The 17,434-nt window shown below is 27.5% G+C and carries 17 protein-coding genes; 10 read left to right on the top strand and 7 right to left on the bottom strand.

What is annotated here, in order from left to right:
- Positions 1-30: 30 nt before the first annotated feature.
- The 7 genes from XO12_RS04410 to XO12_RS04380 all read right to left on the bottom strand — a co-directional run bounded on the left by XO12_RS04410 (position 31) and on the right by XO12_RS04380 (position 6,501).
- Complete coding sequence (locus XO12_RS04410; protein ID WP_047265590.1) at positions 31-1,398, bottom strand: aspartate ammonia-lyase; 1,368 nt, start codon at positions 1,396-1,398, stop codon at positions 31-33.
- Between the two features lie 10 nt (positions 1,399-1,408).
- A complete protein-coding gene (gene hydF / locus XO12_RS04405; protein ID WP_047265591.1) occupies positions 1,409-2,617 on the bottom strand; it encodes a [FeFe] hydrogenase H-cluster maturation GTPase HydF in 1,209 nt (402 codons plus the stop codon).
- A 14-nt stretch (positions 2,618-2,631) separates the two neighbouring features.
- The gene (hydE, locus tag XO12_RS04400) at positions 2,632-3,735 is read right to left on the bottom strand and encodes a [FeFe] hydrogenase H-cluster radical SAM maturase HydE (protein WP_368493426.1); all 1,104 of its coding nucleotides are present in this window, start codon (positions 3,733-3,735) and stop codon (positions 2,632-2,634) included.
- 15 nt (positions 3,736-3,750) lie between these two features.
- Positions 3,751-5,166, bottom strand: coding sequence for a [FeFe] hydrogenase H-cluster radical SAM maturase HydG (gene hydG / locus XO12_RS04395; protein WP_047265592.1), 1,416 nt, complete (start codon positions 5,164-5,166; stop codon positions 3,751-3,753).
- Positions 5,167-5,175: 9 nt separating this feature from the next.
- Positions 5,176-5,424: a TM1266 family iron-only hydrogenase system putative regulator gene (locus tag XO12_RS04390; RefSeq protein WP_047265593.1), complete on the bottom strand. Its 249-nt coding sequence runs from the start codon at positions 5,422-5,424 to the stop codon at positions 5,176-5,178.
- 198 nt (positions 5,425-5,622) lie between these two features.
- Positions 5,623-5,979, bottom strand: coding sequence for a class II SORL domain-containing protein (locus XO12_RS04385; RefSeq protein WP_047265594.1), 357 nt, complete (start codon positions 5,977-5,979; stop codon positions 5,623-5,625).
- 12 nt (positions 5,980-5,991) lie between these two features.
- A complete protein-coding gene (locus tag XO12_RS04380; RefSeq protein WP_175419747.1) occupies positions 5,992-6,501 on the bottom strand; it encodes a rubrerythrin family protein in 510 nt (169 codons plus the stop codon).
- Between the two features lie 587 nt (positions 6,502-7,088).
- On the opposite strand from XO12_RS04380, the gene XO12_RS04375 reads away from it, so the two are divergent.
- From XO12_RS04375 to XO12_RS04330, 10 genes are all read left to right on the top strand, one after another.
- On the top strand, positions 7,089-7,889 hold the full coding sequence (locus XO12_RS04375; RefSeq protein WP_047265596.1) for a MetQ/NlpA family ABC transporter substrate-binding protein: 801 nt from the start codon (positions 7,089-7,091) through the stop codon (positions 7,887-7,889).
- Positions 7,890-7,903: 14 nt separating this feature from the next.
- On the top strand, positions 7,904-8,878 hold the full coding sequence (locus XO12_RS04370) for a methionine ABC transporter ATP-binding protein (RefSeq protein WP_175419746.1): 975 nt from the start codon (positions 7,904-7,906) through the stop codon (positions 8,876-8,878).
- Positions 8,875-9,522, top strand: coding sequence for a methionine ABC transporter permease (locus XO12_RS04365; protein ID WP_052913172.1), 648 nt, complete (start codon positions 8,875-8,877; stop codon positions 9,520-9,522). Before XO12_RS04370 ends, XO12_RS04365 begins: the two co-directional genes overlap by 4 nt.
- A 155-nt stretch (positions 9,523-9,677) precedes the next feature.
- Positions 9,678-10,697 carry a Holliday junction branch migration DNA helicase RuvB gene (gene ruvB, locus XO12_RS04360; protein ID WP_047265599.1) on the top strand — a complete coding sequence of 340 codons (1,020 nt, stop codon included), beginning with the start codon at positions 9,678-9,680 and terminating at the stop codon, positions 10,695-10,697.
- A 1-nt stretch (position 10,698) separates the two neighbouring features.
- Positions 10,699-11,397 (top strand): YggS family pyridoxal phosphate-dependent enzyme, encoded by a 699-nt coding sequence (locus XO12_RS04355; protein ID WP_047265600.1) that lies wholly within the window; start codon positions 10,699-10,701, stop codon positions 11,395-11,397.
- A gap of 5 nt (positions 11,398-11,402) precedes the next feature.
- Positions 11,403-11,702 carry a YggT family protein gene (locus XO12_RS04350; protein ID WP_047265601.1) on the top strand — a complete coding sequence of 100 codons (300 nt, stop codon included), beginning with the start codon at positions 11,403-11,405 and terminating at the stop codon, positions 11,700-11,702.
- Positions 11,703-11,708: 6 nt separating this feature from the next.
- Positions 11,709-12,536, top strand: coding sequence for an NAD(+)/NADH kinase (locus XO12_RS04345; RefSeq protein ID WP_047265602.1), 828 nt, complete (start codon positions 11,709-11,711; stop codon positions 12,534-12,536).
- Positions 12,533-13,258 carry a PhoU domain-containing protein gene (locus XO12_RS04340; protein ID WP_047265603.1) on the top strand — a complete coding sequence of 242 codons (726 nt, stop codon included), beginning with the start codon at positions 12,533-12,535 and terminating at the stop codon, positions 13,256-13,258. Before XO12_RS04345 ends, XO12_RS04340 begins: the two co-directional genes overlap by 4 nt.
- Before the next feature lie 3 nt (positions 13,259-13,261).
- Positions 13,262-16,711, top strand: coding sequence for a YjgP/YjgQ family permease (locus XO12_RS04335; RefSeq protein WP_047265604.1), 3,450 nt, complete (start codon positions 13,262-13,264; stop codon positions 16,709-16,711).
- A gap of 15 nt (positions 16,712-16,726) precedes the next feature.
- Positions 16,727-17,392: a uracil-DNA glycosylase family protein gene (locus XO12_RS04330; RefSeq protein WP_047265605.1), complete on the top strand. Its 666-nt coding sequence runs from the start codon at positions 16,727-16,729 to the stop codon at positions 17,390-17,392.
- The last annotated feature ends 42 nt before the right edge of the window (positions 17,393-17,434 follow it).

Raw genomic sequence — 17,434 nt, 5'->3', positions numbered from 1 at the left:
TTATATACCAATAATGAAACAGCAGGGACATCAAAAATTATATCCTAACCCTGCTGCTTTATGTGATTTTAATTTTTTCATTATTTCTGTATAATCCATATTGTGTTTTTCCGATAGTTCTCTTACGGTTTTTTCAAAATCATAATCATTTTTCTTAAGCATTATTGAAACTTCATCATATCCAAAAACGTCTATTAACGGTGTTATTAAAGTAAATGATTTTGCAAGGTTTTCTTTACATTTTGATTCATCCGGTTCTATTAATTTTATATAATTTTTTAAAGATATAACTGCATTTTTTAAAAATTTTATTGATTTTAATGTGTAATGAATTATCAATGGTGTAAGATGGTTTAATTCTAAATTCCCCAAACTGGACGCAGTTGTTATTAAGTTATCAAAAGAAATTACACTCATTGATAATTGAACCACATATTCTGGAATTACAGGATTTACTTTTCCTGGCATAATTGAACTTCCTGCTTGAATTTTTGGTAATATTATCTCATTTATTGCATTTGAACCTAACAATCTAATATCATTGGATATTTTTATTAAATTCACAGCTAAAGATTTTAATAAGCCACTAATTTCTGAAAAAACATCTAAATTTTGAGTAGTATCTATAAGATTTTCTGCTTTTGCTATTCCTATTTTTGTAATTTCCCTCAATTTGTTTGTAATTTTCAAAATATAATCTTTTGGTGCAGATATACCCGTACCTATAGCTGTTCCTCCAATATTAACGCTTCTTATTCTTTCTTCTACTTTATATAATCTCCATCTATCTCTACTTAATGCGTCAGCCCAGGCTCCAAATTCCTGCCCCAATAAAATGGGTACTGCATCCATTAGTTGTGTTCTTCCTATTTTTCTTATCTTTATAAAATCCTTTTCTTTTTCTTGAATCTTATCCTGAAGTTTAATTATTTTTTCAATTAATTCTCTTAAATCCTTTATAATTGCTATCTTTCCTGCAGTCGGAAAAACATCATTTGTTGATTGATGCATATTCACATGATCCAAGGGGTTAACTATATATTCTGATTTTTGCCCTCCTAAAATTTCTGTAGCTCTATTTGCAATTACTTCATTTATATTCATATTTATAGACGTTCCTGCTCCTCCACTTAAAGGATCTACAATTATCTCTTTTTTTAATTCCGGCCATTCTTCACAACTTTTAACTATTGCTTCTGATATCTCTTTATCTAAATATCCTAATTCATAATTAAGTATAGCCGCTGATTTCTTAACCATAAACATTGCCCAGATGAAACTTTCACTAAAAATTTCACCTGTTTTAGGAAAATTCTTTAAAGCCCTATGTGTATGTATTCCATAATAAACATTTTCAGGAATCAGAACTTCTCCAATAAAATCTTTTTCTACTCTCATAATCCACTCCTTATACTTTTTTTAATTCTGGAAAAATGTCAAGTGCTCTATCTAATACACCGTGTAAATAAGATATTATTACCCCGTAATTTACTATTGGAATTTCATACATCTTTGCTATATTTATTCTCCTTAACATACTTTTTCTGGTAAGTGTACATCCTCCACAATGTATTATTAGTTTTGCATCTCTAACAATTTCATAATCTGGAAATTCTGTACCAGCAAAAAATTCTATATTTAAATTTATACCCAGGTGGTTGGTAAGCCATCTTGGTATTTTTACTCTTCCAATATCCTCTGTTAAAGGTCTATGAGAACATCCTTCCATAATAATAATTTTATCATTTTCTTTTAAATTTTCAATTGCTTTTACACCTTCAGATAAAATTGCCAGATCACCTTTATGTCTGGCTTCTAAAATTGAAAATGTTGTTAAGGGAATATCTATGTCTATATCAGAAACAACTTTCATTACACTTTGTGAATCTGTCACTACAAGATCTGGTTTTTGATTCAATTTTTCTATTGTATATCTTAACTCTCTTTCTTTTGTAACTATTACAATTGCTTCTCTATCTAATATTTCTCTTATTGCTGTTACCTGAGGCATTATTAATCTTCCTTTTGGTGCCCCTAAATCTATAGGTACTACTAATACTATTAACTGCCCTGGTTCAATTAAATCGGCTATTAGCGGAACTTCTTCTAAAGGCGGTAAAATCATAGCTATTTTTTCTTTTAATCTTTCTATATTCTTTTTCTCTTTTGCCGAAATTTCAATAATTTCTTTTGTATATTTTAAATATGATTTCTTAATAATATCAATATTTTTTATTTCATCTATTTTGTTTATAACCACTAAAAAAGGAATATCAAGTTTTTTGAAATTATCTATCAGCATTTTTTCATATTCAGAAATATTATCAGTTACAACCAATAATGCTATATCTGCTTTATACAAAGCTTTACTTGCTTTTTTTACTCTTTTTTCACCAACTATTCCAGTATCATCAATACCCGGAGTATCAACCAATGTTACCGGTCCTAAAGGTGCAAGTTCCATACTTCTATAAACTGGATCTGTCGTTGTGCCTGGCATATCGCTTGTAATTGCAACCTCTTGATTTAATATTGCATTTATTAACGTTGATTTTCCAACATTTCTTTTACCGGTAATTGCTATATATTTTCTATATCCTTTTATTGCCGAAGCCATAGCTTTCCTCCTTATTAACTATTTAATAATGGTAATTTTCTTAATGTATATGGTGGAATTCTTAATCCCATATTAACAATTTGTCTGGCAGTATCTAATAAATCAACTTTTATCTTTTCATCGTATATATTATAATTTTCTCTATATTTATCAGGTGTTAAATTAACCATAATAACATTACAGCCACAATTAAGCGCTTTAAATTGATATTTTCTATCTATTGTTCCCAAAGCTGTTGTTGCTGGCATCTGAGCATATGGTATTGCTAATCTCGTTGCTGCATATGCATTTAAAGTTAATTCTGCAGAACCATTTTTATATTCTTCAAATGGTGTATTATGTGTTGCGATAAAAGGACCTATACCTATCATTTTTATATTATGGTTTTTCATGAATATTATATCCTTTGCTATATCTTCAATCGTCTGACCAACAAGACCTATAATATTCCCAGACCCGGTAATATATCCTAATTTTACAAGATAATCCAACAATTCTATTCTTTTATTATAATCTTTATCTGGATGTATTTTTTCAAATAGGTTCTTATTAATCGTTTCATGTTTTAATAAAACCTTTGAAGCTCCTGCTTTTCTAAATCTTTCATAAGCTTTTTTGCTTCTTTCACCTATAGATATAGAAACCGCTGTTTTTAATTCATGGTGTATTTTATAAATCAAATTCTCTAACTCTTCATCACTATAATAATCATCTTCCCCAGATTGTAATATTATAGTGGTCAACCCCATGTTCACTCCATTTCTTGCTATTTCAAATATTTCGTCTGAAGGGATTCTATACCTTTTTACCTGCTTATTTTGTGCTCTTATTCCACAATAATAACAACTTTTTTTACAGTAATTGCTAAATTCTATTACTCCTTTCAAAGTTATTATATCTGTATTTAATCCTTTGTTAACAATATCTGCTATTTTAAAAATTTTTTCTCTTTGACTTTCATCTTTTAAAGATAATATCCATAATATCCTTTCATAATCTAACGTTTGATTTTCTAAAAAATAATCTATAATATTTTTTATTTCATCAGGCATCTCTAATCTTATATTAGTTAATTTTTCATATACTCTTTCGACTCTCTTTGATATTATAATCACCACCTAAAAATATAAATCTTAAAAATATAAATCTCTTTCTCCATTTTTAACCTTTTCTATTTTTTCAAGTAATTGTTCTTTCAATGGATTATTTTTCATATTTTTTATTTCTTCTTCTATTCTTCTAATACCTATTATTTTTGTTTTTTCAGGTGCATAATCTTCTATATATTCTAAAAATGTTAATATTGCATTTGGAGTACAAAATCTTTTCACAAAACCTGGAATAGCAAATTCCATAAAATGTTCTCCTGTTCTTCCAAGTCTATAACATCCTGTACAAAAAGATGGCAAATAACCTTCTTCAGCTAATTCCTCAATAATTTGATCTAATGTTCTATTATCTCCTAATAAAAATTGACTTCTTTTTAATTTTTCATCATCACTTTCATGATAACTCCCAACACCAATTGAAGATCCACCATCAATTTGAGAAACTCCAAATTTCATTACTTCATTTCGTATTTTTACCGGTTCGCGTGCTGTTAAAATCAACCCTGTATAAGGTACCGCCAATCTTAATATTGCTACTAATTTTTTAAAATCATCATCTGAAACTGCATATGGAGGCCTTTCAGCAAGAGGTGTATCTAATGCTGGTTCCATACGAGGAAAAGATATAGTATGCGGACCAACATTAAATCTTTCTTCAAAATGAATTGTATGATATAATAATCCCATAGCTTCAAATTTCCAATCATATAACCCAAATAACGCACCAATTCCTACATCATCAAGTCCTGCTTCAAACGCTCTATCCAAACCATACAATCTCCAGTGAAAATTAGATTTTGGACCACTTAAATGATATTTTTTATATGTTTCATAATGATACGTTTCCTGAAATATTTGAAATGTACCAATCCCTACTTCTTTAAATAATTTATAATCTCCAACTGTCTGAGGTGCTGCATTTACATTTACTCTTCTAATTTCACCCTTACCTACTTTTGTTTCATAAATAGTTTTTATTGTTTCTGTCATAAATTTAGCATCATATTTAGGATGTTCACCAAAAACCACTATCAAACGTTTATGTCCTTTGTTTTCCAGCGCTTTTACCTCTTCAACAACTTCATCTAAAGACAGACTCCTTCTTTCAATATGTTTATTGGTAATTCTAAATCCACAATATTGACAATTGTTTATACATTCATTACCTATATATAATGGAGCAAATAAAACTATTCTATTACCATATATTCTCCTTTTTAATTCTCGCGCGCCTTCAAATACTTCTTCCAATAAATCTTTATTTTCTACATTAAGTAATGTTGCCATTTCTTCTGGTTCAAGCCTATTTTTATTTAATGACTTTTGAATGATTTCTCTTACTTTTGCTGGATCAGGATTTTTAGTTTTCTCCAATAATTCAGATATTGTTTCTTGAGGAATAAATGATTTCAAACTATCTTTATCTTTAATATAAAACATACTATCACCTCATATCTTTAATGTTGTTGTTTTTACTTTAACAGATTCTATCTGCCCAATTTTCCCGGATAATGCTCCTAATTCGTCGGTCGTCATTTCAACAACCAAAAATATTATCGCTACGCCTTTCTCTCTCATTGGATATCCAACTCTTAAAAGTATTTTTTTTCCATAATTGTGTAAAATATCACTTACTTTTTGGTAAGCCAACTCCCTGTTATACACTATTATAGATACTGTACTAATTTTATTTTCCATAAAAAAATCCCCCTTCCTTATATATCATCAAGGAAGGGGAATATTATTATCCTATATTATTTCCCCTCCCTTGATGTTAGGATGCTCCATTAGGATTGCTCCCTTCATCTCAGGAGAAATTATTCACTTTACCTGTGATTATTATAACAAATATTTATTACAAAAATATTAAAAAAGAATAGCCGGATGGCTATTCTTTTATTCAACATCAATTACTTTTTCTGATTCCCAAAGCCCATGTATATTACAATACGAATGAGCTATCAACGTTCCTTTTTTTGACAATTTTACATAAGTTAATACATGCGGCTCCGCTACAGATGGCCCAAACTCAAATCTTCCTAAATGAACTGTATTTGGGTCATTTTCATAATGAATATATAAATCTATCCAAGATATATGATGTTCTACTGTGTTAGGGTGGGGTATATCCTTTCCAACTTGAATTTCAATTTTAAATAATTCATCAGCTTTAACTTTTTCTGGAGCATCTATTACAGGTACATGTTTTTCATTTTTATAATCTGCACTTTTAATTACATCACCTAATTTCATTTTTTCACCTCACTAAAATTCTTTGAATTTTTCTTTTGAAGCACCACAAACCGGACAGTTTTCTGGAATTTCATCGAAAGTTGTATATCCACATATTTCACATATAAATATTTCTTTATCTTCTAAATCTTCATTTTTTTCTAAATATTCTTTCGCATCTCTATACATTTTTTCATGTATCTTTTCTGCTTCCAAAGCAAAATGAGCACTTCTTATCGCTTCTTTTTCTTCCTGAAACTCTGATGAATTTTTATATACTGGATACATCTCTTCAACTTCAAAACGTTCCCCAGCAGCAGAATCTTCTAAATTAGCATCTATAGCTCCTAAATATCCTAAAGCTTTGAAATGATTTCTAGCGTGAACAAATTCAGCATATGCTATTGCTCTCCATAATCTCGCTAAATTTTCTTTCCCCTGTGCTTCAGCATCTTCTGCGTAAATTGAATATTTCATATGAGCTTTTGATTCTCCACAAAATGCATCTTCTAAAAACTTTCTCGTCATTTCTCTTTTCACCATATTTCCACCCCCTATAAAATATTATTACAAAATTAAAATTATTACAGAATAAGTATATATCTTATAATTTAACTAATCATTTCTTTTAAGTAAATTATCAGTTAAACAAATTAATTAAGACTGTCCAAATGAATAAATATTCAAAAGACTTAAATCTAGATTAAAATTCTGAATTATGAATTCATAGATTCAATTTTTGCATTGATTAAATCTGTTTTTAAACGAAAAAAACTTATGTTTATATAATTCCTAACTACTTTTTTTAGCTCTTTTCCATTTACATTTTATTTACTTTAATAATCTTTTGTTTACTTGACAATTAAAGAGCATATATGTTAGAATACGAAAAAATAGAATGATATACAAAAAAAATATATTCGGGTGATATTATGGAATTAAGTAAAAATTTAGAAAGATTATATAAAGTACATATGATGATGATGTGGCATGCAAGGTCTTCTCCAGGGAAGATTAATGCCACTCTGTTGTTGTGCTGAGTGGAATTAATTGAGAAGGCCGGTTATGAAAATAACCGGCCTTATTTTTTTAAATCATATTAAAAAAAATTTTATCCGGAGGTGGTTGTAGTGAAAAAGGTTAGTATTATTATTGTATTATTAGCGACATTTGTATTGAGTTTAACCAGTTGTACAGGAGAGGAAAAAACTTTAAAAATTGGTGCGACAGCTGTTCCACATGCAGAAATTTTAGAGTTTATAAAAGACGATTTTGAAAAAGAAACTGGCTATAAGCTGGATATTGTAATATTCAATGACTATGTTCAGCCTAATATAGCTCTCGAAGAAGAACAAATTGATGCAAATTATTTTCAACACATACCTTATTTAGAAGAATTTTCAAAAAATAAAGGATATACAGATTTAGTTTCAATAGCAAAAATTCATGTTGAACCTATGGGATTTTATTCTAAAAAACCAATAAAAGAATTTAAATCCGGTGATAAAGTCGTAATTCCAAATGATGCAACAAATGAAGGAAGAGCCTTATTGTTACTACAGGAAAATGGCTTAATAAAATTAAAAAATACTAATTCTTTAAAAGTTACTATTAATGACATAAAGGAAAATAAGTATAACTTAACTTTTGTTGAATTGGATGCTGCATATTTACCAAGAACATATAAGGAAGATACTTCTATAGTTGGAGCAGTAATAAATACAAATTATGCTATTGAAAATGGCTTAAATCCTTTAAAAGATGCCTTGTTTATTGAAGATGCTAATTCTCCATATGCCAATATAATTGCTGTAAAAAGGAAAAATGAAAATAACAAAATAATAAAAAAATTAATTTCAATACTTCAAACTGAAAAGGTGAAAAATTTTATACTTGAAAAATATAAAGGTGCTGTAGTTCCCACTTTTTAAGGAGAGTGAATAAATTGTTTAAAGTAAAAAATCTAAATCTTACTTATGATGGAAAAAACTATGTATTAAAAGATATAAGTTTCAAATTAGAAAAAGGCGAAATTCTGGGAATTATTGGACTTTCCGGTGCTGGAAAGTCCTCTTTATTGAAAGCTTTGAACTTACTTAAAAAACCTCAGGGTGAAATTTTGTTTAATGATATTAATTTAACTAAACTATCAAGGAAAGAATTAAGGAAAATTAGAAAAAAAATAGGCGTAGCTTTTCAACATTATAATTTATTATCAAGAAAAACAGTTTTTGAAAATATATCCTTGCCTTTAATTTTAAATAAGGATACTGAAATAAAGGAAAAAGTATCTAATATTATAAAAAAAGTTGGTCTTGAACATAGAAAAAATGCATTTCCAGCACATCTATCAGGTGGTGAAAAACAGAGAGTCTCAATTGCAAGAGCTATAGTTTCCAATCCTGATATTTTATTTTTAGATGAACCAACATCAGCACTTGATCCCAAAACCACTGAAAAAATTCTTGAATTAATATTAAAAATAAATAAAGATATGAAAATTTCAACGATTATAGTAACACATGAAATGGATGTAATAAAGAGAATTTGTGATAAAATTTTGTATTTAAAAAATGGAAAAGTTCATTATTTTGGTGAAGTTTATAAATTTTTTTCTGAATTTGAAAAAGAATTGAATGAAGAATTTTATAAAGATATTAATTATGATTATAGTAAGTTGAAATTTAAAAATGGAAAAATAATAAAAGTTATTTTCTATGGCGAAAGCGTTGGAAAACCCATATTAAATGAAATATCTAAAAAATATGATATTACCTTTAATATATTATACGGAAAAATAGAAGACTTCAAAAATGCACCTTTCGGAAAATTAATTCTGGAAATAGAAGGAGAACAGGCAAATAATTTTATAAATGATTTAAAAAAACATGTTTATGCTTTGGAGGTGCTGGAATTTTGAATATTATAAACGAATTAATTAAAGCAACATTGGAAACATTATATATGACATTTTTTTCTGGTTTTTTAAGTATTATCTTTGGAATTCCTTTAGGAATAATATTATACTTAACATCTATCAGTCAACTAAAAATATCAAAAGTTGTATATAGGATATTTGACGTAATTATAAACATTTTTCGATCTATACCATTTATTATATTAATTGTTCTGGTTATACCGTTAACAAAATTAATTGCAGGAACAATAATTGGTCCAAAATCGGCAGTAGTATCTTTAACTATTGCTGCCATACCATTTATGGCAAGATTGAGTGAAAGCACTTTTAACTCGTTACCAAAAGAAATGATTGATACTGCATATACATTAGGAATGAATAATTTCGAATTTATAGTAAAAATACTAATTCCAGAAACATTGCCAAAAATAGTTGCTAATATAACTTTACTGCTAATAAATCTTGTCACTTATACTGCAATAGCAGGCGCAGTTGGTGCAGGAGGTTTAGGTGCAATGGCAATAAATTATGGATATCAGAGATTTAGATTTGATATTTTAATGTATGATTTAATTATCTTAATTTTGATTACTCAAATAATACAATTTGTAGGAATGAATATAGAAAAAACAATAGATATAAAATAATATTAAATAAATCGACTCTGACAGAGTCGATTTTTTACCTTTATTTTTTCTATTATTTTATAAACTATTATGATTTTAAAATAAATGTATGTTATAATAATATGAGACTTATAATAGAGTAACTTATAAGAAGCATTTATAATCGGAGGGAATTTATGGATGATAGAATATTGGATCCAGCAGAAAAAAATGAAGAAAATACTATAATAAACCTCAGGCCACAATATTTAAAAGAATATATAGGTCAGGAAAAAGTTAAAGAAAAATTAAAAATTACTATTAATGCAGCAAAAGAGAGAAAAGAACCTCTTGATCATATTTTGCTGGCTGGACCTCCGGGTCTTGGTAAAACCACATTAGCAAATGTTATAGCAAATGAAATGGGAGCCAATATACAAATAACAAGTGGACCAGTTCTGGAAAGAGCTGGTGATCTGGCTGCTATTTTAACAAATTTACAAAATGGCGATGTCCTATTTATAGATGAAATACATAGAATAAATAGATCAGTCGAAGAAATTTTATATTCTGCTATGGAAGATTTTCAACTGGATATTGTCATCGGAAAAGGTCCTGGAGCCAGATCGATAAGAATTGATCTTAATCATTTTACTTTAATTGGTGCAACTACAAGAACAGGATTAATTGCAGCACCATTGCGAAGTAGATTTGGAATAATAATGGAAATGAATTTTTATCCTCCAGAGGAACTAAAAAGTATAATAATAAGAAGCGCAAAATTATTAAATGTGAAAATAGAAAAAGACGCTGCCTTGCTTATAGCCATGCGTTCAAGAGGAACTCCCAGAATTGCAAATAGATTATTAAAAAGAGTTCGTGACTATGCACAGATAAATAATAACGGTATTATAGATATAAATTCTGTTGAAAAAACAATGACATTACTTGAAATAGATAATGAAGGTCTGGATGATATGGATAGAAGAATATTGAAAACTATAATAAATTTCTACAATGGAGGCCCTGTTGGTTTAAAAGCTCTAGCTGCTTCTCTTGGTATTGAAAGCGATAGTATTAGCGAAGTATATGAACCATATTTGCTTCAAAAGGGATTTCTGGTAAGAACACATCGCGGAAGAATGATAACAGAAAAAGCTTTAAAACATCTTGGTTTTTCTTCAAATAAAAAATTATATTCATTATGGGGGAAGTAATATGGAATTTATTATTGACAATTTAAAAACCATAAAAACTAATATTAAAGAACACTCTAGTAAATTCAATAGAAATTTTGAAAATATTAGACTAATAGCAGTTTCGAAAACTTTTCCCATTCATTATATAAAAAAAGCATATGAAACAGGTATTAAAGATTTTGCAGAAAATAAGGCTCAGGAATTAAGAAATAAAGCCGCAGAATTAAAAAATTATAACATTAGATGGCACTTTATCGGTAGAATTCAAACAAATAAGATTAAATATATTGTACCAATTTCAGAATATATTCATTCTGTTTATAGAGAAAAAGAAATAAAAGAAATAGATAAAACTGCAAAAAAATATAACAAAATTCAAAAAATATTAATAGAAGTAAATATTTCCGGTGAAGAAACAAAAGGCGGAATTAAACCTAATGAATTAAATGAATTTTTAAAACAAGCAAAAAAATATGAAAATGTTAAAGTAGTTGGTTTAATGACAATGGCCCCTTATACTGATGATCATGATACTATAAAAAGTGTTTTTTGCGAATTAAAAAATTTAAGGGATTCTTTTACAAAAAATTTTCCTGATTTAAAAGAATTATCAATGGGAATGAGCAATGATTATACTATTGCTATTGAATGCGGCTCTACTATGTTAAGAATAGGTTCTCTTATATTTGGAAAAAGAAATTACAATACAGGAGGTTGATAACTTTGTTCATATTTGGCAATCTATTTTATGCATTAGCTGTTGTTTTAAGAATAGTTATAAACTTTTTTGAAATTTCAATAATTATCTCAGCATTATTTAGCTTTATATCATTTAATTATCATCATCCTATAAGGCAATTTTTTGATTCAATGTCAGAAATTATAGAAAGACCTATTAGAAGATATTTAAATCTAACCTTTGGAATGTTTGATTTTACTCCGTTTGCTGCCATATTATTGCTAATTTTATTAGACAATTTCTTGGTCACAACATTATTTGATCTTGCCAGAATATTGAGGTGATATTTTGTGAAATCTATTCTATTTTTTAATCCATTAAAAGCTCGAAAAGATGATATTCAAGAACAATTCTTTGATATATTTCATAATAATGATATTGAAATCTTAAAAATTATGCCTGCTGGCTCTGCATTAGCTGATAATTCTTTATATCAACAGGCTGATATATTTATTGTTTTAGGTGGAGATGGAACAGTATTGAGAGTAGCAGAGCTATCGGCAGAAAATTCAGTACCTATTATTGGTATTAATTTAGGTACATTAGGATTTTTAACAGCCTATGATAGTACAGAAATAGAACAGGCTGCTAAAGATATATCTTCTAATAATTTACACTATTCAGATAGATATTTGCTGGAATGTTATGTTGGTGGAAAAAAACTTATATCTTTAAACGATATTACAATTCAAAAAAGTCAACCAATTGGAACTGTTGACATTGAAATACTGATAAAAGGAGAAAGTGTTTTAAACTATTCTGGAGATGGTGTGATTTTATCAACTCCAACTGGTTCTACAGGTTATGCTTTATCTATGGGAGGACCTATTATAGAACCAACATTAAACCTGATAACCATAAATCCACTTGCTTCCCATTCATTAAATATTCGACCTCTGGTAATTTCTCCAGATAATTATATTGAAATTATTATACATCATATTGATGCTGGAAATGCTTATGTTACTGTCGACGGCGATATTGTGCACAGAATAGAAGCCGGTATGGCTGTTGTTGTTTCTTCATCAGAAAAAAAAGTAACTCTTGCCCAAAAAAATGATTATTCTTTTTTTAAGGTATTAAATAATAAATTGGGTTTTGGAAGGAGAATTATATGATAGAATTATTATCTGAAAAAACTCAAAAAGAAGTTATTTCTTTTCACAATGAAATATTAAAAATGGGAAGACTTGTTCAAGGAATGTTTTTAAAATTCAAAGATGCATTTTTTGAAAAAAATGCATCCCTATCTGAAGAGATAATCAAACAGGATATGAGAGTTGATTTCATCGAGGCACGCCTTGAATATAAATCAATGGAAATATTAGCAATAAATAATTTATATGGAACTTACTTTAAAGTTGTTTTTTTAGGAAATAAGATAATTGGAATTCTCGAAAGCATGGCTGATTTATGCGAAATTATGGCTAAAAATAATCTGGATTTGTTATCCTACCCAAATTCTATAAATCCTTATCAATTTGAAGATTTATTCGATATATCACAAAATATGTTAGGTGAATCTTTAAAATTATTTTCCAATATCGTTGAAAACAAGAACACTCATATTACAAGAGAATCTATTGAATTAGCTAAAATGATTTGTAAAACAGATACAGAAGTTGATGCTCTATATAATGCATTTAAGAGAAACCTTATGGGGAAGGTACGAAAAGACAATTTTAGATCTATTATGGCTAATATAGAAATATTATCAAATTTAGAAAAGTTTTCTGACTTAACAACAAATATTGCAGAATATTCAATATTTATTCTTACTGGAGATAGGTACAAATGCAGTAAAGAAGGGTTTGATATTTTTTATTCTTTGGGGGAATAATTTATGATAAAATTAATAAAATATATATCAAAAGAATTTACATCCCCTTTCTTTATGGGATTAATTGGATTCATTATTTTTGTAAGTGTTGAATTACTTTATCAACTTTCAGATATAATCGTTAGAAATAAAGTTGGAATTGATAAACTTTTTATCTTAATTGCATATCATATACCTTACTTTTTGGTTATGGGTATTCCTGTTGGAATACTTTTTTCTATATTCTGGGTATTATCAAGACTTTCAAATGATAATGAAATAATTGCTTTACAATCATTGGGGATACCTTCAAAAAGAATTGTTATTCCTTTTCTTTTTTTAGCTTCTATATTATCAATTATAACTTTTTCACTTTATGATACAATTGTTCCAAAATCAAATATGAAAGCAAAAGAAGCCATTTCAAAATATGTATATAAAAACGTTGAAGCAAATATTGAAATGAATAAATTTGTTGAAGTGGAAAAAAACAAAAAATATCTTTATGTTAGAAAAATTGACAAAGATTCAGGAACATTATACGGGCTTTTATTATATGAAATAGATTATGCTAAAACTACAGTATTCCATGCAGAAAAAGCATTTAAAGATAAAGATAAATGGTATATGGAAAATGGAAGAATTTTCAGACTCACAGATGATGGATTGCTAAAACTGGATATTACATTTAAAAAATTGGAATTAGACATATCAAAAAACGTTGAAGAATATCTCAGATTTTCAAAAAGCCCTAATGATATGACAACTAATGAATTAAAACATAAAATTGAAATTACTCAAAAATTAGGTGGCGATGCTTCTGCATTGATAGTTGGATATCAAGAAAAATTTTCTAATTCAATTGCGCCAATTGTTATAGCTCTGTTAGGTGTAGCTCTTTCGCTTTTTATAAATCTTAAAAGCAAATCCTGGAGTGTAATATCCACATTTGTTCTTGTTGTTTTTTATCAAGGTTCAGGTGCCTGGCTAAGCGCATTAGGAAAAGAGAAAATATTAAATCCTTATCTTGCGCCATGGCTGCCAAATATATTTTTTGGTATTGTTGGTATTACGTTATTTATACTTTTAGACACAAGGGTTGCATATAAATTGATAGAACCTTTAAAAAGGATTTTTGGAACAATAATAATATTAATATTTTTAAGTTCATATGGATTTTCAGAAAAAGTATATATAGACTCATCTAATATTAGCATTGAAGGAACGAGAATTACCTTTGAAGGTAGTACCACAATAAATTACAAAGATTCTATAATAAAAGCTGAAAAAGGATATGGCATATTAAGTGATGAGAATAAAATAATAAAAGCCAATTTATATGGAAAAGTTATATATATATATGATAAAAAAACAATTGAAGCTTCTGCAATGACTGTTAATTTTGAAAGTAAAGATGTTGTATTAAATAATACCTATTCCATAGAATCATTTAAAAATAAAAAAAAGAAAAATGTTAAAATAAGGGTTTGGTCAGAACTCTCTGAAAAAAAAACGGATGAAAACGTTATTTTCTCAAAAAAAGTTAAAATCACAACCTGTAAAGAATGTGTAACTTATTATTTTAAAGCCTCTCATGTAACAATATATCCTGAACAATTTTTAGTTGCCAGGGATGTAACTTTAGAATTTTTTGGAATTCCTGTCTTTTATTTTCCATTTTATTTCCAGAGTTTATCTGGAGAAAAAGAAGCTCCTTTTATTGCTGCTTTTGCTTTTAAAGAAGATACTGTGAATATTTCTATAAAGATAAACCATACATTTCAAAATGGTTCAGAACTCTCTTTTTCACAGGAATATGCAAGAAATGTTAAGAAAAATACAATTTCGCAAAGCCTCAGTTATAATTATAAAATACCTTTTGTTTTAGGAACATTAGCTATATCAAATAGTATTAAAAATAATGCCTTTTCGGATCTTAATTTTACTTTATCCAACAAATTAAAAAAACTTGATTTTTCAGCTATATTATCTCATAATTTTTTGTATAACTCCGATAAATTATCTATCAATTTCAAGAATATTGAAACTAATTTAGGAAAATTCTCAATTTCATCGTCTTTATCATGGAAAAATAGAGAAATATCAAATATTAATTTTTTAAATCTCACAACTCCTTCCTTATCAAAAAAATATAAAAAAACTTTTTTTAAATTAAACACAACAAAAATAAAAATCACAGGTCCCGCTACCAAAATATTTGAAGCATGGAAAGAAAAAAACGTTTCAATAAACACATCCTTTGATTCAAAAATATACCAGAAAAATAAAAAAAACACAATAAAAATTACTTATTCTAGCTATTTCCAAAAAGATATATTGAAAAACTATAACATATATATAAAAAACGATATCACAGATAAATATAAACCTTTGCAATATAATAAAGGTCTTTTTTATTTTGACAGTACAATAACCCCAGAATTAAAGTTTGCATTTAAAAATAAATATCCAAATAATATATATAATTATTTCTCCTATGGCATAAAATCAAACTTTAAATCCAAACTTTTTATATTTCAATACGGTATTTCAGATTATCAATATTATAGAGTTTTAGTAAACGAGCCAAAGTGGGTATCAAACCCAGCAACTCACACAAATAAGCTTACAGATTTTATGGGAATAGAATTTAAACTAAATTTTTTTAAAACAAAAAATTATTTTGATTTAAGATATAATAGAACTTTTGATTTTATGCAAAAAAATCCTGAAGATCAATTTTTAAATCATTTTTTTACAACAAAATACACTTTTAAATATGAGTATATTAATATCGAAAACAATACTAAAACTTCACTTGAAAAAGAATCATTTGAGTTCATAAATACAAATTTTAATGGATATATTAAAGTATCTTTATTAAAACACTACTATCAATTTAGTTATAATCATAAAGATATTGAAAATCCTATAATCATGATAAAAAATAAAGATGAATTAACATTTGGCAAAAATAAAATCCAGATAAATTATGATTATTATTTTAAAAAAGAAACCTTTAAAGAAACTATACCGGAAATAAAAACAAAATATTTATTATATGATTCATATGGTGGAAAATACGAAGGAAACATAAATTTCTTTAATCAATACAAAAATATACATTATGATTTAAAATACAAATCAAACAAGGCCGAAAAATCACTTACTATAAATCTTGATTATGATATTGAAAATGAATATTTAAAAACAGGTATAGGATATGACACATCATCAAAATATAATTGGGCAAAAATATCTTTCATTTATGATATTAAAAATAATGTCTGGAACTTTACCCAATTTGAAATAAACAAACGAATAATATGTTGGTCAATCTATTTTAAAGGAGATGTAAAAATGCTTCCACAGTTTTCTTTAAAAAGTTTTGAATTAAAATTTTTTATTACAGATATACCAGAAAAATCTTTTGGATATACAGAAGAAAAAGGTGTAGACATAAACATTTTCTAAGGTGGTGGTATACTTATGATAAAATCAGAAAACTTAGAATTAATAAATGAAAGAATAAAAAACTGCAATAATTGTTCATTAAGTTTATCAAGAACAAATGTTGTAATTGGTGAAGGAAATGAAAATTCTCCAATTATGCTTATTGGAGAAGGCCCTGGTGCAAATGAAGATCTACAGGGAAGACCTTTTGTTGGAAGAGCTGGAAATTTACTGGATAAATTATTAAAGGATATTGCAAAAGTGCCTAGAGAGCAATTTTATATTACCAACGTTGTAAAATGTCGCCCTCCAAAAAATCGGGTTCCAACAACCGACGAGATGGAAAAATGCAGTCATTTTTTAATCGCCCAAATAGAAGTAATAAAACCTAAAATAATTGTAGCTTTGGGATCAACAGCATTAAATTATTTTTTAAAGCAGGTTGTTCCAATAACAAAACATAGAGGCCGATTTAAAGAATGGTATGGAGGAATATATATTTTTCCAACATTTCACCCCAGTTATTTGCTAAGAAATAGAAGCGAAAAAGAAGGCTCTCCTTTATTTTATGCTAAAATCGATATGCAAGCAATAGGATATATGTATAATCAATTAACTTCAAAAACTAATTTAGATTTAAAAAAACTAATAGAAAAAACCGAAAAAGGCATAATAGCTGCTGAAAACAGAGTAAATAAATAATATTAGTCATAATGCTGCTCAAAAATTTATATACCCGTCATA

This window comes from Marinitoga sp. 1154, from assembly GCF_013363285.1.
Classification (GTDB): Bacteria; Thermotogota; Thermotogae; order Petrotogales; family Petrotogaceae; genus Marinitoga.
Note: the sequence above shows the minus strand (reverse complement) of the source record. Positions and strands in the feature narration are given on the sequence as shown.